General features: G+C 48.3%; 32 protein-coding genes and 1 pseudogene. 13 read left to right on the forward strand and 20 right to left on the reverse strand.

Features of this window, described 5'->3' with window-relative positions; all coding sequences use genetic code 11:
- Positions 1-333 precede the first annotated feature (333 nt).
- From RAL91_RS25015 to RAL91_RS05425, 4 genes and pseudogenes are all read right to left on the reverse strand, one after another.
- Positions 334-1,368, reverse strand: a pseudogene (locus RAL91_RS25015) (recombinase family protein); the annotation flags it as partial.
- Positions 1,365-1,718 (reverse strand): hypothetical protein, encoded by a 354-nt coding sequence (locus RAL91_RS05415; protein WP_306260367.1) that lies wholly within the window; start codon positions 1,716-1,718, stop codon positions 1,365-1,367. The pseudogene RAL91_RS25015 and the gene RAL91_RS05415, both read right to left, overlap by 4 nt.
- Positions 1,719-2,096: 378 nt before the next feature.
- A complete protein-coding gene (locus RAL91_RS05420; RefSeq protein ID WP_306260368.1) occupies positions 2,097-2,717 on the reverse strand; it encodes a hypothetical protein in 621 nt (206 codons plus the stop codon).
- Positions 2,718-2,745: 28 nt separating this feature from the next.
- Entirely contained in the window at positions 2,746-3,237 is a 492-nt protein-coding gene (locus RAL91_RS05425) for a hypothetical protein (protein WP_306260369.1), read from the reverse strand.
- 62 nt (positions 3,238-3,299) lie between these two features.
- Here RAL91_RS05425 and RAL91_RS05430 point away from each other — a divergent pair, with 62 nt between their 5' ends.
- Positions 3,300-3,548, forward strand: coding sequence for a hypothetical protein (locus RAL91_RS05430; RefSeq protein WP_306260370.1), 249 nt, complete (start codon positions 3,300-3,302; stop codon positions 3,546-3,548).
- On the opposite strand, the gene RAL91_RS05435 is transcribed toward RAL91_RS05430, so the two are convergent.
- From RAL91_RS05435 to RAL91_RS05470, 8 genes are read right to left on the reverse strand one after another with little or no spacing between them, the layout of a single operon-like run.
- On the reverse strand, positions 3,545-3,793 hold the full coding sequence (locus tag RAL91_RS05435; protein ID WP_306260371.1) for a hypothetical protein: 249 nt from the start codon (positions 3,791-3,793) through the stop codon (positions 3,545-3,547). The genes RAL91_RS05430 and RAL91_RS05435 overlap by 4 nt on opposite strands.
- Complete coding sequence (locus tag RAL91_RS05440) at positions 3,790-4,770, reverse strand: type IV secretory system conjugative DNA transfer family protein (RefSeq protein ID WP_306260372.1); 981 nt, start codon at positions 4,768-4,770, stop codon at positions 3,790-3,792. Before RAL91_RS05440 ends, RAL91_RS05435 begins: the two co-directional genes overlap by 4 nt.
- A complete protein-coding gene (locus RAL91_RS05445) occupies positions 4,656-5,273 on the reverse strand; it encodes a hypothetical protein (RefSeq protein WP_306260374.1) in 618 nt (205 codons plus the stop codon). Before RAL91_RS05445 ends, RAL91_RS05440 begins: the two co-directional genes overlap by 115 nt.
- On the reverse strand, positions 5,270-5,599 hold the full coding sequence (locus RAL91_RS05450) for a hypothetical protein (protein ID WP_306260375.1): 330 nt from the start codon (positions 5,597-5,599) through the stop codon (positions 5,270-5,272). The genes RAL91_RS05445 and RAL91_RS05450 overlap by 4 nt, the downstream gene beginning before the upstream one ends.
- Positions 5,596-5,970, reverse strand: a complete 375-nt coding sequence (locus RAL91_RS05455; protein ID WP_306260377.1) for a hypothetical protein — start codon at positions 5,968-5,970, stop codon at positions 5,596-5,598. Before RAL91_RS05455 ends, RAL91_RS05450 begins: the two co-directional genes overlap by 4 nt.
- Positions 5,967-6,500: a hypothetical protein gene (locus RAL91_RS05460; protein WP_306260378.1), complete on the reverse strand. Its 534-nt coding sequence runs from the start codon at positions 6,498-6,500 to the stop codon at positions 5,967-5,969. Before RAL91_RS05460 ends, RAL91_RS05455 begins: the two co-directional genes overlap by 4 nt.
- 1 nt (position 6,501) lies before the next feature.
- Entirely contained in the window at positions 6,502-7,083 is a 582-nt protein-coding gene (locus RAL91_RS05465; protein ID WP_306260379.1) for a hypothetical protein, read from the reverse strand.
- Entirely contained in the window at positions 7,083-8,090 is a 1,008-nt protein-coding gene (locus RAL91_RS05470) for a hypothetical protein (protein ID WP_306260380.1), read from the reverse strand. The genes RAL91_RS05465 and RAL91_RS05470 overlap by 1 nt, the downstream gene beginning before the upstream one ends.
- A gap of 957 nt (positions 8,091-9,047) precedes the next feature.
- Here RAL91_RS05470 and RAL91_RS05475 point away from each other — a divergent pair.
- Both RAL91_RS05475 and RAL91_RS05480 read left to right on the forward strand, forming a co-directional pair.
- Positions 9,048-10,031 (forward strand): hypothetical protein, encoded by a 984-nt coding sequence (locus tag RAL91_RS05475; RefSeq protein ID WP_306260381.1) that lies wholly within the window; start codon positions 9,048-9,050, stop codon positions 10,029-10,031.
- Positions 10,031-10,465: a hypothetical protein gene (locus RAL91_RS05480; protein WP_306260382.1), complete on the forward strand. Its 435-nt coding sequence runs from the start codon at positions 10,031-10,033 to the stop codon at positions 10,463-10,465. Before RAL91_RS05475 ends, RAL91_RS05480 begins: the two co-directional genes overlap by 1 nt.
- Before the next feature lie 136 nt (positions 10,466-10,601).
- Here RAL91_RS05480 and RAL91_RS05485 read toward each other — a convergent pair.
- Positions 10,602-11,353 (reverse strand): IS5 family transposase gene (locus RAL91_RS05485; RefSeq protein WP_306260383.1). Its coding sequence is split into 2 segments (ribosomal slippage): positions 10,602-11,020 and positions 11,020-11,353, totalling 753 coding nucleotides; the frame shifts between segments, so codons are not numbered across the junction.
- A gap of 158 nt (positions 11,354-11,511) precedes the next feature.
- Positions 11,512-12,552: a hypothetical protein gene (locus RAL91_RS05490; RefSeq protein ID WP_306260384.1), complete on the reverse strand. Its 1,041-nt coding sequence runs from the start codon at positions 12,550-12,552 to the stop codon at positions 11,512-11,514.
- A gap of 681 nt (positions 12,553-13,233) precedes the next feature.
- Here RAL91_RS05490 and RAL91_RS05495 point away from each other — a divergent pair.
- From RAL91_RS05495 to RAL91_RS05510, 4 genes are all read left to right on the forward strand, one after another.
- Positions 13,234-13,836, forward strand: a complete 603-nt coding sequence (locus RAL91_RS05495; RefSeq protein WP_306260385.1) for an antirestriction protein ArdA — start codon at positions 13,234-13,236, stop codon at positions 13,834-13,836.
- A gap of 85 nt (positions 13,837-13,921) precedes the next feature.
- On the forward strand, positions 13,922-15,625 hold the full coding sequence (locus tag RAL91_RS05500) for a ParB/RepB/Spo0J family partition protein (RefSeq protein ID WP_306260386.1): 1,704 nt from the start codon (positions 13,922-13,924) through the stop codon (positions 15,623-15,625).
- Between the two features lie 111 nt (positions 15,626-15,736).
- The gene (locus RAL91_RS05505; RefSeq protein WP_306258403.1) at positions 15,737-15,919 is read left to right on the forward strand and encodes a hypothetical protein; all 183 of its coding nucleotides are present in this window, start codon (positions 15,737-15,739) and stop codon (positions 15,917-15,919) included.
- Entirely contained in the window at positions 15,909-16,205 is a 297-nt protein-coding gene (locus RAL91_RS05510; RefSeq protein WP_306257364.1) for a type II toxin-antitoxin system RelE/ParE family toxin, read from the forward strand. The genes RAL91_RS05505 and RAL91_RS05510 overlap by 11 nt, the downstream gene beginning before the upstream one ends.
- 6 nt (positions 16,206-16,211) lie before the next feature.
- Here the strand turns inward: RAL91_RS05510 and RAL91_RS05515 are convergent, their stop codons facing one another.
- Complete coding sequence (locus RAL91_RS05515) at positions 16,212-16,784, reverse strand: recombinase family protein (RefSeq protein ID WP_306260387.1); 573 nt, start codon at positions 16,782-16,784, stop codon at positions 16,212-16,214.
- 189 nt (positions 16,785-16,973) lie between these two features.
- On the opposite strand from RAL91_RS05515, the gene RAL91_RS05520 reads away from it, so the two are divergent.
- Positions 16,974-17,333, forward strand: coding sequence for a hypothetical protein (locus RAL91_RS05520; protein WP_306260388.1), 360 nt, complete (start codon positions 16,974-16,976; stop codon positions 17,331-17,333).
- Complete coding sequence (locus RAL91_RS05525; protein WP_306258408.1) at positions 17,334-18,212, forward strand: hypothetical protein; 879 nt, start codon at positions 17,334-17,336, stop codon at positions 18,210-18,212. It abuts the gene before it with no gap.
- A 13-nt stretch (positions 18,213-18,225) separates the two neighbouring features.
- On the opposite strand, the gene RAL91_RS05530 is transcribed toward RAL91_RS05525, so the two are convergent.
- Entirely contained in the window at positions 18,226-18,606 is a 381-nt protein-coding gene (locus RAL91_RS05530) for a helix-turn-helix domain-containing protein (RefSeq protein WP_306258409.1), read from the reverse strand.
- Positions 18,607-18,625: 19 nt separating this feature from the next.
- Positions 18,626-19,066: a hypothetical protein gene (locus RAL91_RS05535; protein ID WP_306258410.1), complete on the reverse strand. Its 441-nt coding sequence runs from the start codon at positions 19,064-19,066 to the stop codon at positions 18,626-18,628.
- 126 nt (positions 19,067-19,192) lie between these two features.
- On the opposite strand from RAL91_RS05535, the gene RAL91_RS05540 reads away from it, so the two are divergent.
- From RAL91_RS05540 to RAL91_RS05550, 3 genes are all read left to right on the forward strand, one after another.
- The gene (locus RAL91_RS05540) at positions 19,193-19,849 is read left to right on the forward strand and encodes a helix-turn-helix transcriptional regulator (protein WP_306257369.1); all 657 of its coding nucleotides are present in this window, start codon (positions 19,193-19,195) and stop codon (positions 19,847-19,849) included.
- A complete protein-coding gene (locus RAL91_RS05545; RefSeq protein ID WP_306260389.1) occupies positions 19,849-20,412 on the forward strand; it encodes a GNAT family N-acetyltransferase in 564 nt (187 codons plus the stop codon). Before RAL91_RS05540 ends, RAL91_RS05545 begins: the two co-directional genes overlap by 1 nt.
- 309 nt (positions 20,413-20,721) lie before the next feature.
- The gene (locus RAL91_RS05550) at positions 20,722-21,111 is read left to right on the forward strand and encodes a helix-turn-helix domain-containing protein (protein ID WP_306260390.1); all 390 of its coding nucleotides are present in this window, start codon (positions 20,722-20,724) and stop codon (positions 21,109-21,111) included.
- Here RAL91_RS05550 and RAL91_RS05555 read toward each other — a convergent pair.
- The gene (locus RAL91_RS05555; protein ID WP_306260391.1) at positions 21,108-21,794 is read right to left on the reverse strand and encodes an SOS response-associated peptidase; all 687 of its coding nucleotides are present in this window, start codon (positions 21,792-21,794) and stop codon (positions 21,108-21,110) included. The two genes, RAL91_RS05550 and RAL91_RS05555, sit on opposite strands and share 4 nt — an antisense overlap.
- Positions 21,795-22,502: 708 nt before the next feature.
- Positions 22,503-23,174: a hypothetical protein gene (locus RAL91_RS05560; RefSeq protein WP_306260392.1), complete on the reverse strand. Its 672-nt coding sequence runs from the start codon at positions 23,172-23,174 to the stop codon at positions 22,503-22,505.
- Between the two features lie 695 nt (positions 23,175-23,869).
- Here RAL91_RS05560 and RAL91_RS05565 point away from each other — a divergent pair.
- A complete protein-coding gene (locus RAL91_RS05565; protein ID WP_306260393.1) occupies positions 23,870-24,994 on the forward strand; it encodes a hypothetical protein in 1,125 nt (374 codons plus the stop codon).
- 381 nt (positions 24,995-25,375) lie between these two features.
- On the opposite strand, the gene RAL91_RS05570 is transcribed toward RAL91_RS05565, so the two are convergent.
- Entirely contained in the window at positions 25,376-25,915 is a 540-nt protein-coding gene (locus RAL91_RS05570) for a hypothetical protein (RefSeq protein ID WP_306260395.1), read from the reverse strand.
- Positions 25,916-26,249 lie beyond the last annotated feature (334 nt).

Below are 26,249 nucleotides of genomic sequence, written 5' to 3' on the forward strand. Positions count from 1 at the left end.
TGCGAGAAAGGTCATTGCGTGTTCGATAAATTCATCGAACCGGTCTTGAGAGACGGGCTTTTCTTGCAGTTTTTCGATTAGCAATTGCCGTTTGCGCTCTAGATTCTCCACTTTGCTTTCATATGCAGCGATCACAGTTGAATTGGAAGCATCCATGATGCGTTCCAAAGTTGTGTCAATCTGCCGTTGGATGTTCTTTTCATCCTGTTTCAGTGTTGCAATGGCACTTTCGGCCTGATTTCTGCGTTGGTTCCAAGCATCCCTGAACATAGCCTTGGCTATTTTGATCAGGTTTTGTGTTGGTTGCAGCGACCGCACGATGTCTGCAAATTCACCTTCGATTCTCTCTCGGGGAATAGACTTGCGATAGCTTTCACAAGCTTTGGTATCACACAGGTAATATGGGTATTTTTTGAGCTTACCTGCAGACCAGCAAGCCGTCAGTGGTTTGTGACAGTCATTGCAAAGCACGAAACCACGCAGGGGGAAATCGTGATTGAGATTCTTACGTGCTGGCGCTTTCGCCGAACCTTTGCGGCGCTCCTGAATCTTCTCAAAAGTCTCAAGTGTGATCAATGGATCATGCCGAGCTTTAACCCAGTTTATTCCCCAATCCTTATGGTTGAGATAACCGGCATGGATAGGTTGTGTTAGAATATCGGCCACGCGCTGATGCGTGACCACGCCGCTTTTGGGCTTTGGAAAAGCTGGTTGAGAGTTGAGAAATTCCCTAACCTCACCTTGGCTTTCAAAATGTCCCGCAGCGTATCCTTCCAGCGCTTCTTTCACAATTGGCGCCAGAATTGGGTCGAACTCAAGCACATGGCCGCCGCCTTTTGCTGCAACATAGTGATAGCCTTTGGGAGCAGGGAAGACCCAAAAACCTTGCTCCATACGCGCCATCATTTTTTGTGTCACCTGCCGTCCGTTTTGCTCACGTTCTAGAGTTCCAGCGGCGACTGCAATGGTTTCGGAAAATTTCCCTTCGGGGGAATCATCGAAAGGGAAGTTCAGGCATACGCGTATAGCGTTTCGAGCGGCCATTTCTCTTTTGAGTTTTAGATGAAACTCCGTGTCGCGAGAATAGCGCTTCAAATCATCAAATATCACGACATATTTCTTGGTGGGGTTTGCATCGAGATAGGCCAGAAGCGCAACCATGCCTGGGCGTTTCAAAAAATCACCGCCTCCACTCACATCATCAGGAAACACAGCTTCAACGTTGCAGCCAATTGCGTTCGCATGCTGCCTGCACCGATGCTCCTGGCTCTCAAGACCGCTGCCTTCCACTGTTTGTTTTTTGGTGGATACCCTGCAATAGATCAACGCCGCATCGGGTTTTGAAATCTTCTTTTTTTCTGTTGTCATTTTTGATTCCCTTTTTGTGATGCAAACGGTGACCCGTCGGCGGCGGTTAGAAATTCTGTTTTGGGATTATTGTTTGAGGTTATCACATCACTCGAATCCGGGGTGAGAATTTCAACTGGAATTCGATTTTGCTCACAGGCTTTCTGGAGCGGGGCTATCTTGATTCCGAGATCAACGAAGGCGACCATACTGTACCAAAGTGCTTGAAGAAATTCCTGCTTTTGTGCGTCCGTCAGATCGCACTCCTGGAGCATTTCGCCATAAAGATCCCAATCGATTTCAAGTGCCGGAAAAACGGTTAAATCGCCGCTTTGTTCGGGTTTGTCTGTCTTTTCCAGCTGTGTAGCCATGATCGTTCTCCTTTATGCTGTTGTTGCCCATCCTTTTTCCACGTAAGTGAACAAAAAGAGAACAGATTAGGTATAAAATCCTATATAGTCAAGTATAAACGACGTAATATTGTTGCTATTTTTAATATTAATGGATTATGTATTTACGGTTATTTATGCATAATCAGTCTTAGTTGTATTGAAGATGGTCGAACAGAGCGCTCCATCGCCTAAACTCGCTTTCGCTTATGCTTTTGAAGGAATAGGGATGCGTTTCAACGAGCCATTCACAGTGTATTGATGCCGCAGACGGTGCATGTCGGTTCGGCAGGAGGCTGACCATCAGCCGCCTGCTTTGAACTCGACCTAGAGGATATTCCAAAGAGTCCCATCGTCGGTCTAACGTGTTCGCGCATAACCACGCGTCTGCTGCTGGCTTTGCCCAGCTTTGCGCGCCTGTTTTTCGGCTTCGATTTGCGGGGTGTAGAATTTCTTTTCCTGCTCCTTGCCCCAGTCATAGAATTTCTCACCATTGACGGCCTCGAACTGCTGGGTCATCAAACGTTTTGCGCCCAGATCCGTAATATTGAGATCAGAGCCGAGGGCTCTGGCCTCGTGCGAAAACGCGCGGTGGAAAGAGATTTTATTGCCTTCTTCAATCATCTTGCCGACCTGCAAGGCCGCAGTGAATGCGCTTCTTTTCTGTGTGTCCGAAAGTGTTTCCTCACGCTTCACCAACAGTTCCCGCATGTCATTCATGCTCATGCCAGTACGTTCTTTGAACAAATCGCGTATGGCGACTTCGGCCTTGTGGGTTTCGAATTTTTCGGTTCTGGCAAAGGCAAAGGCGTAATCGCCAAGCTTTTCTTTGAACCTGCCGGTCTTTTGAATCTCTTTTTCAATGATGCCGGTAATTGTCATCGCTTCTTCGAATTGCGGGTCCGACAACAAACGACCGGAGAAGCTTTCGCGCGCTGATTTGACACGCTCCATTTCCTTGGGATCATACATGATTTGCATTGGTCATCTCCTTTTGGGCTAGTGGTAATTATCTTGACCGTTTTCGGGATTGCGATTGGTGTCTGTCTTGCACGTGCCGACGATCAACGGTCCTGTTGAAGGCGCGCTCCGCTTTTCCCTGAAGCTGGTTTTCGCGTTTAGCCTCTGTCATCAAATTTGACAGGCCGCGCTCCTCATATTGGTTGATCTGCGCGATCCGGTTTTCATGTGCCTGCCTGACATCCTGTTGCGCCAGATACAGCGTTGCGGACTTGTCGAAGCGGTCATTTTGCGACCAGAAAGGCTTATATTCTCTGGTCTTTGACCCGGCTTCATCAATCAGCTTTTTCTGGACGACTCCGACACGCATAGGATATCGCTTGAAATTGAGCTCTTCGGCCTTCTGACGCGCCTGTGCACACCGTTTGATCAACTCACCGCGCTTTTCCCACTGACGCCCAGTGAGCCGCGCTCCGGCTTCACGGCGAAGGGCGATTAGATTAAAAGTCTGTTTGACCCGCTCAGCGGTGGATAAAGCCATACTCATGACCCCCTGCAAAAATAGGCTTGCACTCGGAATCGCAAATCTGATATTCTTAATTCATGATAAAGTTCAATTACATGCAGGAAGTCGAAGAGTGGCTTGCGCCGCTGACATACGAAGAGTTCTGGCGGGAAACTGATCCCAACGGCCTTCAATCCGAAGATCGCGATCACTATGATTGCGAGATTGCCCGAGGCATTCCCAAAGCGACGATCCTCACAGTTCTGAAAGGGGAAAAGCGCCTTGAGATTATTGCCGAGCAGGATTTGAAATGCCGGCACCCGCATGATGAGATGCTGCTGCATTAATTCTCTCCGTCTTCGTAGTTGAAGAATTTGATGCGCGGGCAATTGCCATCACCGGGATGAATGGTGATTTCAGTGCGGAAATTCGTATAGGTGCAGCGCGTATAATGCCGTTCGGCAAACGGATCATTGCCACCATCACTGTAAAAATCATACGACCAGTTGAGATAAGGCGTGCCGTAGATCTGATAGGCCAGATACAGTGCTATGGGTACGATAACCCAGACGAAATAAACGGGCCGGATCATTTCTCCACCTCGAAATAATCTGCCAGATTGATTTTCACATCAGGTTCAAGCCGTCCGCCTTCGACGGGGTTATCACCCAGGTCGAAACAGGAAGGCGCAATCTCGTTCTGGCGAATTTTGAGGCAATGAATCCAGCCCACACCAGGGACGCGCAGAAATTGCTCACTCGGCGGCAAACTCATCAGTTCGTCGATGGTAAAAAGAGGCTCGCGCCCGGTCTGAAAAGTTGTTGTAAAATCCGGCTTGTCGGAACTGCCGCCAAGATTGAAATTGACGTTATCAATTTCGCCAATAGCTTTAGAAACGCGCTCGGCCTCTTCGAAATTGCCGAACTGGAGCCATTGGATGCAGCAATTGTCTTCCAATGTTTGAATCAGTTTTTCACCGTTCTGGCGGATCAGGTCGGCGCGCGATTGTGCGATATAAAGCACCTGTAATTTTGCACCGCGAAAAACCGTGACTTTTTCAATGAGTTCCTTGGCCGGAGTGTTTGCCACTTCATCAAAAATAATTGTTGTCTTGCCGCACTCACTGCTCAATTGGGCGGACAGGAAGGCATTGAACATGAGACCGTAATAAGTTCCAAGCCGCGCGGCATTCTTCGGATTTTGAACTACACAAACGACGTATTTTTCCGCGAGAAGTTGCTCGTGTGTAACGTCAGCGTCCCGGCCTGCTTCGGCTAACGGACTGCCAGCCATGAACAGGCGAAGTGCCGACTGCGCGGCCAGCATATGCTGGCTGTAGTGCTCGGGGTCTTTGTCGCGAAGTTCTTTCAACTGCCTAGCACGATTGCGTGTGAGCTCCTCGCCTTCGTCCGCCTCGATATCAATGACAGAGTTGAAAGTCTCCGGGTCAGCAATCAAAGCGGCCAGCCCGCCCGGAGTTGTAAGTGCCGCGCTGTGTTCCAGCAGCGCCAAAATTGCAAAGGCAAGAATTTCCCTTGGGACCTGCCGAAAGAAAAAATTCTTATCCAACCCCCCCTCGGGCTCTGGTATGATTGTGTTTGCCGCCGTTTCAATTTCCAGCAGCAATTCGGGACTTTTTTTTGGTGAGCGTCAACCAGATTGCCAAACGTATTAACGCGGATGCAATAAGGATAATCGGCACCCAAAACAAAGTTGTCATCAATCACGGCGAACCTGCGGCCAAGCTTGATACATAGCGCGGCAATCTGGTGCGCGATTTCTCCAGACTTCACATCATTGATGACAAGTGCGCGCGTTTGATCCCAGATCAGGGATTGAACAGCGGGAATGCTGACACAAGTCGTCTTCCCGCTGCCTGCACCACCATAAATCACCCATGACTTATTTCCGGGCGGCTCGAAAACCGGGCTGCCATCTGCAATATCTCGCCCAATAACGCGGCGGATTTCCTGAAAATTTACTGCATTATCTTGAGAGAGTTTTCTCAGCCGGATTGTGCGCCGGACAGCCTTTTGCGTGCCGCCAAAGAAGCTTTTGAGTTTTTCCCTCATGACTGCATCCCGCCATTTTGTTGAGCTTGCTTATTGGCAAGCCTCGCCTGCTTTGGCGCTTTGCCGCGCTTTTGAAATGCCCGCATTCTTTTGTAGTAGACGTGGAGTTGTCCCATTTGGCGCAGCGACTTGAAAACCAGACCTCCTGCCGCAAGCCAGCAAATTATCGACATCGCGCCAAACGCCCACCAATGGGGATCAGACGGCCACATCAAGACGCCGGCGATCACCAAAAGCGTTCCATAGCCAAGTTGAAAATTGATCTCAAAAATCGTGCCAGTGTTGTTGTGTGGCGGCCTGTTGTTGTCAGTTGGTGCCTTGCTCATGAGACCTCTCCAGTGTGGGAGTGATCAATCTTTTGGGCGATATCGGATCTGATTTTATTCAGATCAGCTATTTGACCCCACACAGCGCCTGATAGCTCGTTGCCATTCAATTCGCGGCTCAACAGTTTCAACTGCCCGATTTGTGAGGCAACCGCTATCGCAACAAAAACACTCGCCATGGTCGCGGCAATCTCATACCAATACAACAGATCGGCAAAGCTGATGATGAATCCGATGAGGGCGATACTGAGGGCAATCACCGGCACGAAAAACGGCAATTCCGTTGACACTGCCTTAAGCGATGAGAGGACATAAGATCGTCTGCGGGTTTCCAGCATGCCGCCTGATATTTTGGCGTAACCAAAGATCATTGGAATTCCCCCCGGCAAACAGGTGAGTTCAAAGCCGTGAATAATTCCGCATTCAAATTTTTGATTTCAGACGGAATCACGATTCTGAAGGAGCCGGAGTACAAACCCCAGAGTGTGCGGTTTTGGAGTTGAACATTTATGGCGCAAGTGCATCGGGAATTTGCGTTGCTCGCCGCGTTCTCAAGGCGTTTCGTATACGCTTCAACCAGCCTTTTGTTTTGGATTTTAATTTGGGATGCCAGTGGGTTCTCAAATAGGCCGCCAACGACATTACAAAGCGCTTTGCCATCCTGTCCGGCAAACATCCCCATGACGGCATTGCAGTCAGGTGTCGGTGCACTGAATTGCAGATCAGGTTTTGTATCGTGGGCATGTTCGACAACGACCCGTTCGCAATGTGGTAACCACCCGGAGCGTTCTATTGTTCGCTGTCCGATAGTTTGTCCGCCGACCCCCCAGAAAAAGGCCGCATACAGAATGCCTGCAATCATGATACCGCCGCCAAACGGCAAGGCGTTTTGATCAATCATATTATTGCTCCCGATTTTGATCGCTTGCGCGTGTATCAAACACGCCGAAGCGGCAATTGGCTTTTGCGATAGAGGCAAGGCGCTCTGTGCTGATGCCAAGCTCAGACAAGACATCTGGCGGCACGGTCTGTAGATCGCTGTAAATTGGCCGGGACGCCCCGGCCTGCTTGCCAAGATCAATATGTCTGGTGGCAACACCATTGCCGAAGCCGACATAGCACCACTGTTTCGCCACACGTTTTTCAATGACGTCTTCAGCGGACGCAAAGCTTGCTCCAGTCACGACGACGCCAAGCCCGGCGACAGTGACCCGCTTGAAGAAATTGATTTCGTCAACACCATCCAGCAAGTCGGTTTGTTGGGTTGTGTTTTCAGTATCTTCGGTTGGATGCCACTCACCAAACATTGCCAGCTTGAAATTCTCCCATTTGTCGCGGAAGACAAAGAAATCAGCATCCCACGCAATGAAAATCATCATGGCAACGAGGACAGCGCCGCCCAGCATCGTGAAGCCGATAGTGCGCGCGAGGCGGTTGGCCCCGCGCACATATCGTTTGCGCTTTGGGGTCGCAGGGGTGTTCATTAGCGCGCATCCCCATCCAGAGGCGTCGTCTTGCCGTTCTTATAGGCTTGCGGAGGAGTAGCGTTGCCGGAGCCACTATTTTTTGCCGTATTCTGTGATTTGTATTTTTGCTGCTTGAGCGCCTGCTCAATGATCCAGACTTCCTTGAGATAAGCCATGATCCAGACGGAGATCGGCAGTACGCCATCTATCGCGATGATCAGCAAAAACAGTGGCAAGAAATCCATGGCATGGGTCACCGCCTCACCAACCCCGGGACGCGCCGGAAAGATCGGACGCATGACTGCGGTACCGCCGCTACTCTCCAGGATTGCTTCAAGATTCTTGCCATGTTCCGACAAAATGGCATTGATACGCTGTGCGACATCTGCCCGTCCTGACAGCTTAATGCCGTTCGACAATTCCTCCGCATATCGTTCGATAAGATGCAGCGGTACGGCATTGGACAGTTTTGCCGTTGCCTGGTGCAGCAGGTTGTCGGTCTGTTTCAGTGTGTTGCGGCGCTCCCAAATGCTGATCTCTGTCTGCCCAACAATGCGCTGATAATCAGCAAAGTGATCGTTGATTTCTTCCAGCGCATGTTCACGCGCGGCTTCGCCCTGTTCATATTGCTGTTGAATGGCTTCTGCCTGTTCCGCCAGACCTTCTAGGACTACTGTGATAGACCCACGCCCCGTAGCGGCTGCTTTGCTCAAACAAGACTGGGACTGCTCGCAGGCGGCCCAGCCATGCAAATCCGATGCTATGACCCCGAGAGTCGCGCCACTTCTGCTGGCCTCAGTCGCGACTTGATTAACTTGCGAAATCTCTTGCGCTAGCTTGGTACCGTGATCCTGCATTCGAAGAGCAGCAACATCGGGTAAAATGTTCCCGGAAAATGTTGCCAAGGCGAAACCCGCGCCGACAAACATTATCCCAACAATGCTGGCGATCGCCGCCAACCTAAAGCGTTTGGCGGCATAAGGCGCACCAAAGCTAACAGCAAGGTGCATGACACCAAAACTCACTATCCCTGCACCAAGGGTCAGGGATGCAATCTTCAAATTGTGAAAACCGCCTGATCCTGTGATGATGTTTGGCAGGCCAAGCGCCAGTGTCAGTGTTTGGGTTCCGACAAGAAGGGGTGGGACCCAATCCATCAATGGGCGGCTCGGCGGGCGTTCATGAACCTGTAAGTCATTGTCAAAAGTGTCGTTGTGAACGTTCATATTATTCTCCGGTTTTGGGTGACAGCGACGAACGGGCCATGATTGCGGGCGTGCGGAAACAGCCGCGCAAAATCTGTCCGGTGGTACGGTGTCGATATATTTTGAAACTTTGACGGCTACGGATTTGCCGAAGCCGTCAGGGTTTTTTGTCTGGGCGGTTCCCTAGATGGGAAATGATCCGCGACCACGACAGCTCCGGCAAAAGAACGAATGTCGCGTCATTCCCCATCCCCTGCATACTGGGCAGGATAATTTCTCAAGATCATGAGGAAATAGTGTCGGATCAGGAAGCGGTGATAATTCCAATTCACTGATTGACCCGCAGTCTCCCAAGGTAGATAAATTCGCAATCATCAGGTTTCAGCCTTCACGTTGATAGTTGATGAAAGGAGCCGGAGAGCCGCAACTCTCTGGCTCCAATTTCAGTTCTTCAAATGCCCGCCTGAAGAAAGGCCAAGCATATTGACGGATGTTCCGGTTGAATAACCGAGTTGTCCCAACATGAACTGATAGGTGGTATTATTTCTCATTCGCATTTTCATTCTCCTTGAATCTTTGTTGAGTTGATGAACACAAAGGAGGCACTGCGCCAAACGGAGCAGAACTCCTGAACGCAAGATAACAGATGCAACTTGATTTGATTGGGGCACAGTTGGGGTACGTTTTGAACGCACAGGAATCAACTTCAAAAAACCACAATCGCAAATAGAATTTTGTAATTCACGCTCGAAAGGGTTCAATTGTGGTTCCCAAAAAATGAAATCAAAATTTATGATAGATAGCCAGCAACTGATCATACTGCCAATGACCTATGACTCTGAACGTCGAGAATTTATCCGTGACGCTTTCCGAATTGAATTCAACAGTCAGTCAGATACACAACAGCGTTATTTTAAAACTACAATAGTCCCGTTGCTCAATCAAAACGCTCACCGGTTTTCCATTCCTGGTGCAACGAAGGTTGAGTTTGAAATTGATGCATTTGTGAATGACAAAAACTTGATGAGGGATTTTCTGAAACAGAAAGACAAAGGCAAAAAACCGAGACGTTTCGGTGATCGTTTGGTTAAGGTTTTCGATGCTTTTCTTCAATTAAGAATTCCGGGCTATGATTCTGCATTTGAGAAGCAGGGCGCAGCGGATGGTGTCGGCCAAATATTAGGTACATATCTTCGCGACCAGTCGGCGCTTAAAGATCGCTATCAGCAGGCTCTCAATGTTGAATCAATCTTTGGTCTTTACGAATATGACGAAGTGGACACCCATCATAAATATAGTGGTTCGACCCGAGTGTTGGCCTTTCTATCAGGTAAAAGCATCGACTATTTGAAGGTAATAGACTTTTTCATGAATCAAAATAAACATGAAGGAACAGGGCAACGGGAACGGTTGAATATTATTTCTGGTTTTTGTATTCCCGGGCGTAGTTTTTCCCCGGTGATAATGCGGTCTGAGACATATAAAACTCGTCATCTAGGCCTGCTTTATACGCCGGGAAATCTCATAGATATGGTTGGCGGAGTCCTCGACGATCTTACTTATGAAGTTTTTACAACCGAAGAAAATAAGGAAAAAGTTACATTACCTACCAAATCTACCGCTCATGATGAGCTTTTTAAGAAAGCGCTAAATATTCATTACGGACCAAAGTTAAGAAGAAATTTGAGGGTAATTAAGGAAAAATCATATAAAATCGATATAGAAAGAAAAATAGACTTAATATTGTCGGATATGATATAATGTTTATTGTTTCTAATAACCTAATTGATAATTATAACCTATTGAACGAAGACAAACCTAATATTATTAGGGGAGCAATGAACGCGGATTTAGAGGAAGTTAAAGCTGCATTATTGGAAAACCCTGACTGTATCAACGAGGCCGACCCCGAAACTGGCCTGACAGCGATGCATATTGGGGGTGGCGAAGGCGATTATGCGCTTGTCGACTTGCTTTGCAATCAACCCGGGTTTGATATTAGCCTCCGCGATGCGTGGGGCCGCACGCCATACCTAATGGCTCGTGTCATAGGACGGCAAGATATCATCGATAGGATGTTTGAACAGATTAATGCCGAAATCAGCCGAAGATTAGAATTAGAAGATAGTGAAACAGAGGACTCTGCTAGCGTCACGCATTTTCGTCCACGCCGTCCGCCTTCTGGTCCGAGTTGATAACAATCAACCGCATTTTTGAAATTTGATAATATTTTGCCACTTCGCGGTGAAGGATGTCTTGTACCTTAAGCTATCATTATCCTCTTGACCCAAGTTGAAGAAATCAAGAATTCCGATTAGGGGTTGGTGACGTTTACCTTGTGTGAATGAGCGTTGCGGCGATTGAGATGAAGGCTTTAAAACTCTGGTCGGTTTTGCAAGAGCGCATTGCTGTCCCTCTGTTTTCCTTCAGTTTGCCAAAGTAGTTTTCGATCAATTGCCGCCATTTGTAGGTCTCCTTGTCGAATTCCGCCGGGAACCGCCGGTTGGATTTTGGCGGTATGACCGGGATTATGCCGCGATCCAGCAGGTCATTTCGCAGCCAATCCGCGTCAAAAGCCCTGTCCGCCAGTAAATGCCCGGCGGACAGGCCGCTGATCAATGCATCGGTCTCGCGCAGATCATGGGCTTGCCCGGGCACCACAGAGAAATCGACGAGATTGCCGAGCGCGTCAGTCAGGGCCAGTATCTTCGTCGTTATGCCGCCGCGAGAGCGTCCGATGGCCTGGCAAAGAGTCCCCCTTTTGCGCCTTGTCCCGAGCGATGAACCTTGACGATAGTACCGTCGATCATCGCGTATTCCAGGTCGGCTTCTGAGGCTAATGCTCTGAACATACGATAGAAAATATCTGCTTTGACCCATCTGCGGAACCGCTTGAATACTGAGTTCCATTTGCCGAACTCACCCGGCAGTTCGCGCCATTGAGCGCCCGTGCGGACAATCCAGAGGACTGCCTCCACGAAAAGCCGTGGGTCACGTCCGGTTTGTCCCGGATCGGTGGATTTGCCCAGGCAATAAGGTTCGATGATCGCCCATTGCGAATTGGATAGGACTCTTCGGGTCAAGGTTGCTCTCCTCCGTTTGCAACCTTGATGAACCAGAAATCAGCTGATTTGGGAATCCCGAACATCAACAGCCCCTAGTTCGTGTTTTTTGCTGTATTTGCAGAAATCTCAAAAATCTCCACGATGCACGATTTCAGACGAACATCTTTATACCGCGCTCAGGATGAATTCGACTGGTTGTCTTTTACAATTTCACCAACAGTATCAATGTCCCGTATTAATTTTTTCGCTGACCCATCCATTCCAGTAGAGGCTTGTCTATCCTTCACAACTGTGTTGAAAGTCGCATAATCGTATGCATATCGGTTCACACCAATTTCTTCAAAGACTTTCCGTAGCCGTCTATTTTCTTTTATGAACGGTATTTTGAACCATCTCTTGTCAATTAACCCATAATTTTGATCAATTTTATCTCTAGCAAGATCGGTGTAAATGTTCGTAACATCACCTATTTCTTTACCGCGCACCGCTAAATGAACCTCTATGACTTTTTCTAGATAATCATAATCATATGGTTGTTTGTTGTGTTCAGCATAGTGCATATAAATAAATGCCCTGGCTGCGGACAACTGAATGTCACTTGCAAATCCTGTAAGCGTTTTAACAAAGCGCCAAACAGCCCCAATAATTCCGAGCCGACCTTTGCTCTTGAATGATTTTGGGGCGTCCAACTTCCGCGCATAAGATGTAATCGCTTTGGTATTTTGTCCGTAGGCGAGATATGCAGGCGCTCTTAGAATCGACCATTCTTCTGTAAGTAACCGCATTGCTAGTTCAGCCTCGTCGATAACTTGATAACCGAATACAAATTTCCACAATGATGGTAGATAGAATTCTTCCTTTGATTGCATTAGGTCATCGACGAATGAGAGTGAAACAACACCATCGCCACCTGCTTTTATGGTGCTTTTGATGTTTTGTTGAGCATCATGCAATATAGCAAGTTGATCTATTCCAGAATTTCCGCCGTGAAAAACTTTTGGCCGCCCACCACTATTTATCGACCAATGTGTCGCATCCATATTCTCAACCACGTGCTTTACATGATTGAAATTCAACGGCAAATCATATGGGCCAAGATTTACTCGAATAAAAATCTGTTCAAACCCAAATGGGACGATAACATAGAGCCCGTCATCTATCTGCATTGGGTCGTTTTTAGTGGTTTGTAGATAGTTCTGATGAAATGGTCTAAACATCAAAAATAGTGCTCGCAAATAATTTGATTAGGCACCTCACAGAAAGGAGCCAATTATCAAGGTAATTATATTCTTTATTATTTGTCACAAGTAAAGCTGAACGCATAATTCATGCGATAATTGTTAGAATTCGACCTGCCTGTCCGAGCCGGGCACTATTTCACTAAGCGCGTGCCTTGCTAAGCGAAATCGAACCAACGAGTTGTTTCGGCGCATGCGCGTCACGATCCCTGACAGAGAAAGACCAAGCGGACGGCAATCCAAGGGTGCTCTCGATCCCGCGGCTTTGGCCGCTCCTGCGGGAACACCGGGAACCTTGGCTCACCGATCGACGCGTCCCGCCACCTCAAATGTGGCTCCTGGCAGTCTTCATTTTTATGGTGCCGTCGTTGACGGCGTTTTTAAGGACTGGTGGAGGCGGCATATGTGCCGCCGCTTATAGTGATGCCCGGCACACCGGACATGGAAACCCTAGGCCAGCTTACACCGACACAAAACACCTGATCCAATAGCCAAAATCCTCCGGCCCGCTCCATTCACCTCATTGCATTCGGCTCCCGTGTTGTCGGATCGGCTGGCGAGCAGCCGCCGCAAGCGGTGAGGCTTTGGGGCGTTTTGCTTTCGGCACAACCGTCCAAAGAGACGTCGCCCCCGATAAATCGGAGGCGGCTTTTTTCGTTTTTGGACGCTCGCCGCGAGCAAGGTTTCATGTGCGGGGTAGACAGAAGAAAGTCTGAAAACCTCGTTTTTGAAAACCAACATTGCGAGGAAAAAATGACCCTGATATTTTATGCACAACCCTATGATATTTCTGCCGAAGGCTTCTATTTTCGATCTGTCGATGAGTATGAGAGCCAAGCGTCAACCTTACGAAACAGCCACGGCCAAAAGGTCGAGGAATTTGAAATTCAATTCATTGACGGCGAGACTATTGACTGTGAGCTTGCCAAAGTCTGGGGCTTAAACCAATCCGATATCGCCAGATATTTCGAAGCGGCAACCGATTGGGATGATGACCAGAAAATCCGCTTCATTATTGCTGTTGGAGAATGTGGTTATTCCCACTCTCAACTTAGCGACGATCCCGAAGATATTGAAATCGACATTTACGAACTCGATAGCCTGAAAGAGCTGGCGTATCAGTTTGTAGAAGAAGGACTGTTTGGCGACATCCCTGAACGCATCCAGCACTATCTGGATTATGACGCTATCGCACGCGATTTAGGTATCGATTACAGCGAAACAACAATCAACAGCACGAACCTGATTTACAGGTGCGCTTGATGGCGTCCTTAAGCCCCTGCACTGTCGGGGGTTTTGGGATGCAATCACGCATCATTTAATCCATTTATTGAAAAGGAAAATTATCATGGAGTTACAACATATTGACCTAAGCCAACTTAAAACCACAAAACTGAATGTCCGTAAAATCGGCGCAAAAGAAATTGATGACCTTGTGCCAAGCATTCAGTCTCTTGGCATTATTCAGCCGCTGTTGGTGCGCAAGAATTGCGAGGGCTTTGAAGTTGTCGCGGGACAGCGCCGCTATCATGCCTTGAGCAAAATTGCTGAAACGGGCGCTATCGAACCTGTACCCTGTATCATCATGCAAGAGGGGGACGATGCCAAAGCAATTGAGGCGTCCTTAGCTGAAAACATCGCCCGTCTGCCAATGAGAGAAATTGACCAGTACAAAGCGTTTTCTGCCCTGTCCAAAAAAGGGACAGGCGTTGAAGATATTGCCGCGCAATTTGGAATTACCGACAGGCAGGTCAAACAGCGTCTTGCCCTTGGTAATTTACACGCGCCGATTTTAACTGCCTATGAAAAACAGGAAATAGGCGTCGATACAATCCGCTCCCTAACCTTGGCAACGCCGAAGCAGCAAAAAGCATGGTGGCAATTATTCAAGAGTGACGAATTCGCGCCCCAATTTCACGCGCTGAAAGCTTGGCTTTTTGGTGGGGCGAATATCCCGCTTGAAAATGCGTTGTTTGATGTCGCGGATTATGAGGGGCAGATTGTTTCCGACCTTTTTGGGGAGGAAAGCTATTTTGATGACGCAGAGAAATTCTGGACGCTTCAAAACCAAGCCATTGCCAAGCTGAAACAGGGTTTTCTGGATGAAGGCTGGCAGGAGGTGACTATCCTTGATGTCGGGGAGTTTTATTACAGATGGGATCATGTTGAAACGGGTAAAGACAATGGCGGCAGGGTCTATATTTCTGTCAGCAAGCTAGGTGAAGTCTCTCAGCATGTCGGTTATGTCACCCAAAAAGAAGCCAAGCGCAAACAGCAAGAGCTGAGCGGCGAAACGCCCGTTTCCAAAAACGGCGAACTCACCAAGTCCATGCAAAACTACCTTGGACTTCACCGCCATAGCGCCGTGAGAACCGAACTCCTGTCACATCAGGGCATTGCCCTGCGTTTGGCGGTGGCGCAGATGATTGCAGGGTCTTCGCTTTGGAGTGTTCAGGCCGACCCGCAAAAGTCCAATACGGACGCTATTGCAGAAAGCCTTGCAACCAATAAGGCGGAAAGCGTGTTTCAGGCAGAGCGCGAACGGGTACAGAGCCTGTTAGACCTTTCTGGTGAAGAGGGCGAACCCATCGTACCGCGCAAAACCGATTGGGGTAAAAGTCCTGATCTTTACGCCATAGTCGCCAAGCTGCTGGAACTGGACGATGCCAGCGTCAATCTGGTTTTGACCTTTGTCGTTGCCGAAACCCTGCCAAGCGGTTCTGCCCTTGTCGAAGTTTTAGGCGAAAAACTGTCGGTGAACATGGCCGATCACTGGCAACCGGATCAAACCTTTTTTGATCTGTTGCGCGACAAGGAAACGCTCAACACCATTGTCAAACAAGTCGCTGGAAAGAGCACGGCAGACGCGCATGTTGCCTCCACCGCCAAAGTCCAGAGACAGATCATTCAGGACGGCTTGAGCGGCAAGCGCAAGAATGGCAAGCAGGACTGGCAACCGGGCTATATGAGTTTCCCCATGACCGCCTACACCAAAAAGGGCGGCATAGAAGCCATGGACAGCCGCAAAGCCCTCAAGAAGCTGTTTAAATAGCCCTCACCAAAACAAAACCGCCCGTTGGCTCCCCAACGGGCGGTTTTACCGCTTTCGCGGCAGTTGTCGTTTTTTATGGATTTTTGCCCTTATTTTGCGTTACAATGGGGCATGAGCGAAATCAAAGAAACATCATCATTGGCTGAGTTGACACAGCCTTGCGAACCGTCTTCCGACCCAAACTATCTGGCTTGGAAAGAGGCCAAGATACGCAAAGGCCTTGAGCAGTCAAAAGACCGATCAAACATGATTCCCGCCCATAAGGTTTGGGAGACATTCGGCTTTGAACGTTAATTTTACCCCCGAAGCCCTTTCTGACCTTAAACATATTCATACCTACATCGCTGAGTTTGATCCGTCTGCCGCTGACCGCGTTATATCGCGCATTCGTCAGGTCACGCAGATTTTTGAAAACTTCCCGCTTCTGGGGCGTGAGGGACTTGTCAAAGATACGCGGGAGTTCGCCGTAACGGGTTTGCCCTATACGATTATCTACAAGATCACATCACCAACCGACATTGATATCCTGACCGTGATCCATCAGCGAATGCAATACCCTCCAGTAGAGCAAGACGATTAAGACCAATCACTGATGAAGCGTCCGCTCCGGTGGTAAAGCCCGCATTCTGCGGGATAGCGTCCAAGGGTGCACTTTCAAAGAGGCCGCCGCATCTTTGATGGTTGTATCGGAGCTATCAATCAATGCTTTTGCATCACGCACCTGTTCATCGGTGATTTTGGGCGGCCTGCCTAACCGGCTTCCTCGCTTGCGTGCCAAGACCAGCCCTTCAATCGTGCGCTCCGATATCTTGCGCCGTTCCCATTCCGCCGCTGCCGCTCTGCTTTGATATTCGTGGTTTCCATCTGCCGTACTGGTGTCGATGTTCATGTTCATGGCCTTGAATTTTATGCCACGCCGCCGAAACTCCTTCTCATAGACAATCGCGTCATACGTCGTCCTGAAAACTCGATCCAAATCCCAGACAAGAAACGTATCGCCGCGCTGTAGCTTTTGAACTATTTCTTCGAATATTGGCCGTTTTGCCGATACTGCAGATAGCACTTCAACGAAAAACGCGTCACATAAGCCTTTCAGCCCCTCAATTTGACGATCAGGCCTTTGCATTTTTGTACTGATCCGAAGATATCCATATATCATGTTTTTCAATGCGTTAGCTACATATGGTCGGTGACAAGCCAACCAACAAAATCGGTCCTTTTTGTGTGATCCTGAATTTGTGATGAAGTGCCGGGATTGTGTCCGGTCAAGTCATTGAAATTGCACGATTACAATTCAATTATAACAAAACCAAGGCATAAGAATCAAATTCCACAATATTGACCGATAATGTTGAATAGAAAAGTTAATATATTAAGTAAGTATAAACAAATATCTGTAATAATACTGTTATGTATATTTGGAAACACTGCCAGGGCGCAGGAAGACGTGATAAATGCCGGGTTTGTGTTACATAAAATGGCGGTTGCAGAGCAGTTCGCTTATGTTTCAGGGGTCGTGGAAGGCTTGGCCTACGCACGGTTTTTGCGGGATAAGCCAAATGAGGATGGGATGAAGTGTATTTATGACTGGTATTATGCGGATAGTGACCGACAGTGGGCGCGAATTGAAACGGTTTTTAGCGCACACTTGGAAAAACCAGTTGGAGTGTTGCTCCACGTCCTCATCAAAAAAAAGTGTGGTGCGTAGATGATTGAATTGGTGAGCCATTTTGCAAGCAAGGAACGAAGTCGCAATTTAGAGCCACTTCGCCAAAAGCAATGGTTCATCAAGGCAAAACAGGAAGCCAAACAACGCACGGACGTTGAAGATAGACTTGAAGGCGATGTTCTGGCGTTTGCAGCCGAAACCATCACCGCTACACAAATTCAGATTGAAGCATTTGAAGCCCGTCTTGATAGCTACGGTTCACAGCTTGATAAGAACGAAGCACAGCTGCTTGCATATGACACAGCTATTGTTGAGGCGTTGATGGAAAATCGACGACGTTTAGATCAAATTGGAGACGAACTGAACGAAGTTGACGCTGAACTGGAAAGCTTGCTTGAACAAGCCCATGTCCATGAAGACGGACGCCGCCTTTTTAAATCGCGAGATGGCTTGTCTGTCATTGATGAAACTGGTGAGAACGTCTCACTTGATGAGATTGATGTAGATTCTGTTTTTAGTCCTGCCTCTGAATTATATACGGATGGACTTGCTCGAAGGCGCGATTTACAGGGACAACAGTTGCTTGCCGAACAAGAACGCAGTGAACTTCTAGACGCACAGGAAGATATTGCCGTTGAACTTGAAGGGATTTCTGAATCCCGCGAAAATCTTGGTCAGGCGCGGGAACGCGCCGCTTCCGGCGACATGACAGTCAAAGAGATGGAAGAATTCGACGCCGAGCTTGAGGACGCCATGTCCCTGCCAATGCCAAAGATTCCAGCTTCTGCCATGAAACATATCACTGGAATTGAAAGCGCGATTGACACGCCAAATGCCACAACCGCCTTTACCAGCAATGCCGATCCAGCCGCAGCATTGCAGTCTCCAAATCATAATCCAGCCTTTCAACCTGGCTAGATGCAAAGAAGTTTTACGCCGCGTCTTTGCTGCGCTTTTCGTCCCACCGGATGATGGAGCGCACAAGATGAAAAACGCTTTTGCGGATATTCTCGTCCGGCAACTCCATGATCTCAGCCGCCAGCAACAAGCCGACTTTGTTCGTGTTCGAAGCTGCCGGATGCTGGTCAGTCTCGCCATAGAAAAAGCCGACAGGCGTATTCAGCGATGCGGCGCATTTGCCGATTGCCTCCGCAGTCAAAGGGATTTCACCCGCTTCATAGCGTTGCATTGTCGGGGTTGAAACACCCAGTCTCTCGCCCAGAACCTCTTGCGACCACTTGTTGAGACTTCGTATCTGCCGGACACGAAAGCCCAGCTCGACATTGAATTTGTTTTTCTGTTTCTTTTTCATTGCGACCCCCATCATCTGATCAGGCAGCAAACGCCTGGCACAGGGGAGTGCCAGACGTTTGCGGGGAAAGCCGCCTTGAAAGGTATGACGGCTTTGACAGTGCCGTTTTAACCTTGTGGTATAATGCGTGGTGCAGTTTCATGCTTGTCCAGTAGAGCCGGAAGACACGGTTGAACTCGATCTCAAGCGTGCGCTCGGCAATGTAGGCGATTTTACCCTCTTTGCGGCTTCGGCGCATTTTTCTCAACTCTTTGGATAAGTCCTGCGCTTCCCCACGGAACAGCTCCAGCATTTCAGTGCTGGCTTTGAAGGGCATATAGTCCGGCACTGTCGTTTCCGCCGTTGCGCGTTCGATTTGATCCATGATTTCCTGGGCTACAGCCTCGCCATAGCGTTTTTCGAGCTCTGCTCTGAGCGCCTCATTGTCTTCTTTTTCAGTATTCTTATTAGTATTACTCATAATAAACCCCCGTGTGTCTCAACTAATTAAATATGTAAATTAATAATATGTTGTACTTTCTACAGATATATGGTTAAAGAATGGTTAATATATAGTAATAATAGAAATTAAATTCCGGTATAGACAATGATTACTAAAGAACAATTACGCGCAGCAAGAGGTTTGGCGGGCTTCGAGCAAAAATTCGTTGCTGAGAATATCGGCGTAGACCCGAAAACTATTTCCAATATCGAAAATGGAAAGGGCAATGTTTCAAGCCCCCATGCTGCAAAGCTCGTCAATTTCTATGAAACCCGCGGCGTCGAATTTACCGATCACAATGGGGTCCGGCAAATCCCTTCGGGTGTTCGGGTCTATCGTGGAAACGCTGAGTTCCGCCAATTCTATGACGATATCTACGAAACAGCCCGGAAGGTCGGCGGCGAGATATGCCTTTACAATGCCGCATCACACCTTGTCATCGGCGCTTTGGGTGCTGACTTCGTGAAGGTTCAACAAGAACGTATGCTGGCGTTGAAAGACAAGAAGCCCAATCAGTTTAGATACCGGGTCATTTTTGCGGAAGGTGACGGCACATTTTTTGGCGCGTCCTATTGCGAATATCGCTGGATAAATCCCGAACACTTCAATGATACGGCTACCTTTGTCTACGGCGATAAAGTGGGCATTGCCACGTTTGAGAATAACGACGTCATGGTTGTTGTTATCAAGAATGCCGGTTTTGCCGAGTCCCTGAAAAAGCAGTTCAGCTTGCAGTGGCAATTGACGCATGAGCCAAAGTGATGCTCGGGACAATCAAACGCACGCATTTCTTGAAGACCAGAGATCAGTTCAATGCGCGTGGCGTTTGCGCGAAACACAGATTGGTTGAAGTCACCCCAAATCCGAAGAATATTGTTGACCGTGTGTCGAGCATTCCATGGAATTGGATCAACAAGGAACTTTACGATGTTGATGTTTTAACCGCGCGGATCAAAAAACAAAATATGCGCTTGTTTGATTTTGTTGAGGTTGGAAAACAGATTGGCTATTGCATCGCTGTGATCCCGGATCAAAATGTTACCAGGACGTTTCTTTCGGCGGCAAAACCGAAAAATCCGATTGAGATCGAGAACGTCGCCCTGTTCCCGGAACATGCGGGCAATGGCAGAGGCCGTAGCGTGGTAAATCTCATGATGGGTAAGTTGTTTGAAGACGGTCATGATGTTGTGTGTCTGAATACCAGCGAAACAAACTATCCAACATTATCCGCATTCTATGAGCGCATCGGAATGACCAATGTGGGGCAGGATGAAATTCCGGACTTCAACATCAGGACGCGTCAGCCAGAATGCATCGTGGCTTGATCTGATTGCTGAATTGCGTCCTGCGCAAATCCCACTTTCAAAGGTTACGCAAGAATTTGCGTGGAGCGCAACGGTGCTATGTTGGCAACCGCGCAACACGCACAAAATGCTGCCTATGGATGGTTTGTCTTGAGCTTTGATCTGGAGATCTGCGATTATCTTTTGATGAGCGAAACAAAAACCATCAACCAATTTCACAGAACAATGCGATATTTCCCCATCGCTTGTGCAGATCGGGGGAAAGCCAGCCGAAAGCGATTTGGGGTGTGTAGGCTTTCCTCCGGTTTCATGCGCTTTTGAAGGCCTGAAATGCGTCTGGTAGATCAAGATATTGAAAAACTAATCGGGCAACGCCTAAAGAAGGCGCGCCTCGAGGCAGGTCTGACGCAAGCCGCTCTAGCTGAAAAAATTGGTATCAAATTTCAACAACTTCAAAAATATGAGTCTGGCAAGAACAGGATTTCATCATCCAAATTGTTACAATCCGCTATCATCCTGGATCAGCCGGTTAGTTATTTTTTGTGTGATGCGCGTGCCGTTTTGACCGGCAGGCAATTATTATCAGAGCCGCGAAGTTTAGATGATGATGAAACGATTTTCGGCTACGGCCTTATCGTTCATGAAATACGCGACCCCGAATTCAGGCGGTCTTTTATCAATCTCATTGACCGCCACAATAAAATTGCTGAAATCAATTAAATTAATTCCAGCCCATCCTGTTTTGCTCCGCGCGCAACAATCTTGAGACTGTTATCTGGCAGAGGCCGTTGTACTGAAACGGCCTCGACCCATGGTGCATTCAGCCAAGTATCAGCCTCTTCGCTTGTTCTTAAAATCACCGGCATGGCCTTTGGATGAATAGCACCGACTTCCTTATTGGCTTCCGTTGTCAAAAACGCAAAAATATCTGCGGAGATTTCACCTTCCTTGAGTTTTCTTACACCTGTCCAATTTGTCCAAACTCCCGCAAAGAACTGCAGTGGCCTGTCATCGTTTGCCGCAAACCAGACAGGCGGGCGCGACCCATCCTGCAAGACTTCATTTTCGCTAAAGGAGTTAAACGGCACTACGCATCTGTTTTCGACCCCGAACCATCGGCGCCAATGCGGGCTTTTGGTGTTGCGGATATTGGTAATGCCTTTATCGGTGCCTTTCCGTTTCCCGGTCTTTTTACTGATAAGTGCAAATTCAGGTGACGGCATTCCCCAACGCGCCATTGAAAGCTGACGCTGATTTTCAAAGTTTCGTACAATTGGCGCGGTATAATCGGGGAAGACACCCGGTATTGGCGGGAAATTGCCAACGCCTTCTGCAACGCTAACGGCTTTGACAAAATCTATGATTGCCTGCCGATTGGTCGTGACCGAGTAAAGATTGCACATCGAGAAAATCTACGCGTTCTTGCGCGGCCTCGCAAGGCGTGCAATGTTCTGTTTTTGTTCTTATGTGAAACTCCAATGACTCGGCGCATGAATGCCTCCCTCTTATCGACGTGAGCTTAACCACCCTGGCAACAAGGAGCATCGCTTGTGTGATGCTGCCAAAGCGGGGCAGTTGATACTGGTAAAATGCAATTTATGCCGACGTGCCATTTATTTTTTAGCGTCTGATTTGGTCAATGTACTAAACCCGAACAACCCCGCCCGCAACGTCCCGTTTCCGTGCTCGAAATGTGGTAAAACAGATTATATCAATGTGACATTGCGCTTTCCTGCAATGGGCGATTACGGACATTTGAAACTTCGCCGACCCGATGAAGTCAAACATATCCAGACATGGCGCACCGTGAAACTTGGTGATCCATGACCCATGCTTGATGCGCCTCACGACACAACATCTCCTGGCACAAAAGAAAATACCGCAGCATCCTACGAGACAATCAGAATTGCCTGAACACTTTCGGCCCATTCCTGCCGTTCGTCGGGCAAGATCAGCTCCCCCGATTGCAGTCATTCGCCGCATTTGCGAACAATAACTGGGTCAGACGACCGCAATGCGGACTTTTGAGACCTTCAAAGCCTGTCGCTATCTGAAGGTTGCAAACATCACTAACGAGAAAAACGACTACAAACGCAGAATTCTCATAATAATCAACAACTCTGTGGGTTGACGCCGGACATGGACAAGTCAAAGTTATCAATGTTATCCAAGTCGGATTTATCAATAAAATCAATTGCTTTAGTAGCGTACATAGAGCCCCCGCAATCACTAATTATAGCGACGGATTCAGTGTTTTTCTTATCAATATAGCTCCCGCTTTTGTCTTTCATCGGATTACCAGCCTTGTCGAAAATAGAGATTAGAACCCACGGGGCATTGCCGTTGGTAGGAAATTTCTGATTGCCAGACCGCGCTCCTGCTGAATAGCGGAGATAGATATTGCAATTCTTGTCGATATTCAAAAAAGCCCTATTAACAGGCATTGTCCCACCGCCGCCGAGGCTAATTCCGACGTTTCTGTTTGTATCGCTCCAGTATGTTTCTTCAGCAGCCAACACACGTCGCTCCTCACATTCCGGTGCGGTAGTCGGCGTATTTTCTTCAGGAGGTACGAGGGGAGCTATCTCGCCGTTTATGGGAAGAAAAATAACTGCTACGTAGATTGCGACAATTACGAGTAGCAGAGCTACGCGAATAACTACAGGAGCGCCTTTCAGTAAAGCCAACGCGAGACCAGCAATTAGCAACATTGCCAATGTCGTCAAACCTGTATGATCTCTTATCGCCTCAAACAATTGCGGATTGAGTATTCCGTCCAGCATTTGATTCTCTTTAACAATCTATCAATTTAGATATGAAAATATGCATTATCATATAGCATGTAAAAAGCCATTATATAATGAGCGCAATACTAGACATGAGATTGCACCATGATGGGTCTGACATTGAGTTGGATCAATGCCGAGTTGGTCAGTTTGCGGCGTGCGCAGTTTTGTATTTTTGGGCTCATTGCGGCCTGATGCGGTGCAACATTTGGCGGCGCTCACAGCCGACCAGGGTCGACGTTTCCGGCCGAGGCTGTGTGAAAACTCAAAATTCTTCAGAGCAGCTAGAATGAATTTCCGGATTTGAGTGATTTCACGAGTGTTGGCGAAATGCATGTTTTGTCTGGGGTTGAGCAGGGGAATGGCGTTCTATCAGAGTTTTCCAAGATGGTGTTTTTACACAGCCTCGGCCCATTCCCGACCTTCGATGCATCGTTCGCATTTTGCGACTGCGAACCCGTTTCCAGACATTCGTAAATGGTACTCAAGTAGGCTTCAATCCCACGAGTTGCGTTTACTTGTTTGGGCCCTGAACGGCGTCCTCGGTCAGCATGTGGCGAATTTTGTATGGTTGCTGCGAGGAGTGCCGCGTTAGTGTCCGCTTCATAAGGGGGCATCGTAAATATGCAGAATCCGCTTGTCAGGGTATGGTTTGGGCCGGTACGAAGATTTATTGTCAAGGCCATTTCAGAATGCGTTCAATTGGGAGCATGCTTGTGTCAAAGTTCTGTGTATTTTGTGGAAACCCACCAGAAAATAAGAACAAAGAGCACGTTTTGCCACAGTGGCTTTTGAAAGAAACTGGTGACCCAAAACGCGTTGTGAAAATGTGTTTCAATTATAGAACGAAGCAGCACATTGAGTTTTCATGGAACAGCTTGACGATGCCGTCGTGCACAACCTGCAACGACGAGTTTTCTGGCCTCGAAGGTCAGATCAAACCGATCATCCAAGCGTTGCTCCGCCGTGAGGGCGTTTCCGTCGAAAACTACATTTCGTTAATGGACTGGATGGACAAAGTTCGGGTCGGGCTTTGGCTGAACTACCATATTCTCCAAGGAAACCCGACTGGTATAGATCCCAATTTTCATATCAAGGAAAGGATCGGTCGGAAGGATCGATACCTTGCAGTTCACTCAATTGATACAGACAAGATGGGTCTAAACGCATTCGGCGTAGAGAGCCTTGTGTTCCATAACGCGCCCATATGTTTTGGCCTAAAAATCAACAGCATACTTCTGGTCAACATTTCAGCCGATTTCATCTTCTCCGAACGGGCAGGATTCCCGTACCCAACACGCTGTGAGTACATAAGTGTAGGTGATTTCATGGGCGCTCATAAATTGGCTGATTTCGAGATGAACAAGCACATCGAGCATCCCGTACTTCACCCTAGAATGCACAAGGCTTCAATTGAGTTGGTGCAACCAATTTTGCAAGCAGACGTGAAGACTAGTGCATCGGTGGGGCCTCAAAAAACAATGAGAAACTTCTTGGGTGTAAACTGGGACGTCGATTCATATCTTACACCACGCACCTATCCACCACACTTTCAGGCTCAAGGCGTCTTGTTGCGCCAGCTTCAGGACCAGACCATCTCGTTGCCTGAATTGGCGCAGGTGATTGAGTTTGACTCAGTGACCGGGGACGAGTCCCAGCCAATCGGCGAGCTCGTAGCTCAGATTTACGAGTATCAAAACATGCTGTTTGAAAAGGCCGTGCCAGATGGCGTCAGCGTCGATGATGAGCCTTGGAAGGGAATTCTAAGTTTCAATTCAGCCGTCGCAGAAGAATACCGAAAACGCTCAGGGGGCTGATCTGGTAGCAGGCTCGCCCCTAATCCGACCTTGGGCCGGGCAATAGCCGCCGTTTGCTCACGGCGCAACGAACTTCCGCTCTCCATCCGAAGTTACCATACCTTCATTGGTACTTTCGGCCGATAGTGTTGAAAAGCTCCGCCTATCGACAATCAACGCCAGACTTGTAGCACCGCATTCCGCAGTCAAGTTCAGAATGAAATTCAATTTCGGTCAACCGCGAAGGCAGGGATCAAATTCTAAAAAATTGGCTGCGAATTTCGGTAACGGACTTTTTCAACACTATCGGCCCTAAGTTGCTCATGATATCGGTTCGTTATGCTGCGGTGCGGCCCGTCAAAGGAGACATCCGATTATAACTCTTAGGAGGGGCCATCTGCCTTAGTATTGCATTACACGACAAAACTCGCGGAAATTTTTCTGGAAGGTCATTCGAGAACTAGCCAAAAAATGAACACCCAGATTTGACTTGCCTAGCTCTTCCACAACGGTTCTGGCACTTCGCAGAAAAACGTCGATTTCGCCGTTTTTTATGTTCGCGAAATTGGCCCACTCCGCCTGCTTCCTCTTGGTGTTGACGTGCGCCGTTACATTGTTGCGGTATGTCGCGATCTTGGTCCTCAAACCGAGGCAGTTTTCGCACTCCATTTTGGCCAATGGCGAGACGATCAGGTCCGGGTCGTTGATGGCATGGTGCATCGAGTAAGAACGTTTTCCTGACTCCACAGACGCATAACAAGCAGACATAAAACTATGGCTAAGCAGGGCCCTAATAGTTGCATATCCATTGTACTCTGGGCTGTCTTGTCGCTCTACTGGCCAAACAGAGAATTTGTCGTACGCCGCGATGTAGATGCGCCAGGACGCGGTGGCCGTCGACACAACTTCATCCAACAACCAGATTTTGTCGCTAGGTGACATAATGGATGCTTCCCTTTGCCTGCCTCTCACTCGAACCTGCATCAAATCGGATGTGGGCAATAGATGCCAGATTTAATTGAGCGCAGACAACCTCGGCCCATACCGGCCACTGGGGAAAGGTGGTGATGCTGCAACAGCACTCCGGTTTGCGGACATTCATCCTGTCGTGCCAATGCATGAGTCCTCAGGCTATAGTACAATGCTAAAGACAAGCCGGAAGTTTTCGGTCGGGCTAGCTGGTGAAGCTGGAGAAGGCCACGTCCATAAAGACTATTGCACGCATATCGAAAGAATAAGTCCGATCTCACAAGGGACCTTGCGATTGGAAAATCTA

The sequence above is a fragment of the Pararhizobium sp. IMCC21322 genome, assembly GCF_030758295.1.
Taxonomy (GTDB): domain Bacteria; phylum Pseudomonadota; class Alphaproteobacteria; order Rhizobiales.

Coding starts and splice junctions, on each gene's coding strand:
- RAL91_RS05415 (WP_306260367.1), bottom strand. CDS start 1,718: ATGGCTACACAGCTGGAAAAGACAGACAAACCCGAACAAAGCGGCGAT.
- RAL91_RS05420 (WP_306260368.1), bottom strand. CDS start 2,717: ATGCAAATCATGTATGATCCCAAGGAAATGGAGCGTGTCAAATCAGCG.
- RAL91_RS05425 (WP_306260369.1), bottom strand. CDS start 3,237: ATGGCTTTATCCACCGCTGAGCGGGTCAAACAGACTTTTAATCTAATC.
- RAL91_RS05430 (WP_306260370.1), top strand. CDS start 3,300: ATGATAAAGTTCAATTACATGCAGGAAGTCGAAGAGTGGCTTGCGCCG.
- RAL91_RS05435 (WP_306260371.1), bottom strand. CDS start 3,793: ATGATCCGGCCCGTTTATTTCGTCTGGGTTATCGTACCCATAGCACTG.
- RAL91_RS05445 (WP_306260374.1), bottom strand. CDS start 5,273: ATGAGGGAAAAACTCAAAAGCTTCTTTGGCGGCACGCAAAAGGCTGTC.
- RAL91_RS05450 (WP_306260375.1), bottom strand. CDS start 5,599: ATGAGCAAGGCACCAACTGACAACAACAGGCCGCCACACAACAACACT.
- RAL91_RS05455 (WP_306260377.1), bottom strand. CDS start 5,970: ATGATCTTTGGTTACGCCAAAATATCAGGCGGCATGCTGGAAACCCGC.
- RAL91_RS05460 (WP_306260378.1), bottom strand. CDS start 6,500: ATGATTGATCAAAACGCCTTGCCGTTTGGCGGCGGTATCATGATTGCA.
- RAL91_RS05465 (WP_306260379.1), bottom strand. CDS start 7,083: ATGAACACCCCTGCGACCCCAAAGCGCAAACGATATGTGCGCGGGGCC.
- RAL91_RS05475 (WP_306260381.1), top strand. CDS start 9,048: ATGAAATCAAAATTTATGATAGATAGCCAGCAACTGATCATACTGCCA.
- RAL91_RS05480 (WP_306260382.1), top strand. CDS start 10,031: ATGTTTATTGTTTCTAATAACCTAATTGATAATTATAACCTATTGAAC.
- RAL91_RS05490 (WP_306260384.1), bottom strand. CDS start 12,552: ATGTTTAGACCATTTCATCAGAACTATCTACAAACCACTAAAAACGAC.
- RAL91_RS05500 (WP_306260386.1), top strand. CDS start 13,922: ATGGAGTTACAACATATTGACCTAAGCCAACTTAAAACCACAAAACTG.
- RAL91_RS05505 (WP_306258403.1), top strand. CDS start 15,737: ATGAGCGAAATCAAAGAAACATCATCATTGGCTGAGTTGACACAGCCT.
- RAL91_RS05515 (WP_306260387.1), bottom strand. CDS start 16,784: ATGATATATGGATATCTTCGGATCAGTACAAAAATGCAAAGGCCTGAT.
- RAL91_RS05520 (WP_306260388.1), top strand. CDS start 16,974: ATGTTGAATAGAAAAGTTAATATATTAAGTAAGTATAAACAAATATCT.
- RAL91_RS05525 (WP_306258408.1), top strand. CDS start 17,334: ATGATTGAATTGGTGAGCCATTTTGCAAGCAAGGAACGAAGTCGCAAT.
- RAL91_RS05530 (WP_306258409.1), bottom strand. CDS start 18,606: ATGAAAAAGAAACAGAAAAACAAATTCAATGTCGAGCTGGGCTTTCGT.
- RAL91_RS05535 (WP_306258410.1), bottom strand. CDS start 19,066: ATGAGTAATACTAATAAGAATACTGAAAAAGAAGACAATGAGGCGCTC.
- RAL91_RS05540 (WP_306257369.1), top strand. CDS start 19,193: ATGATTACTAAAGAACAATTACGCGCAGCAAGAGGTTTGGCGGGCTTC.
- RAL91_RS05545 (WP_306260389.1), top strand. CDS start 19,849: ATGCTCGGGACAATCAAACGCACGCATTTCTTGAAGACCAGAGATCAG.
- RAL91_RS05550 (WP_306260390.1), top strand. CDS start 20,722: ATGCGTCTGGTAGATCAAGATATTGAAAAACTAATCGGGCAACGCCTA.
- RAL91_RS05555 (WP_306260391.1), bottom strand. CDS start 21,794: ATGTGCAATCTTTACTCGGTCACGACCAATCGGCAGGCAATCATAGAT.
- RAL91_RS05560 (WP_306260392.1), bottom strand. CDS start 23,174: ATGCTGGACGGAATACTCAATCCGCAATTGTTTGAGGCGATAAGAGAT.
- RAL91_RS05565 (WP_306260393.1), top strand. CDS start 23,870: ATGCGTTCAATTGGGAGCATGCTTGTGTCAAAGTTCTGTGTATTTTGT.
- RAL91_RS05570 (WP_306260395.1), bottom strand. CDS start 25,915: ATGTCACCTAGCGACAAAATCTGGTTGTTGGATGAAGTTGTGTCGACG.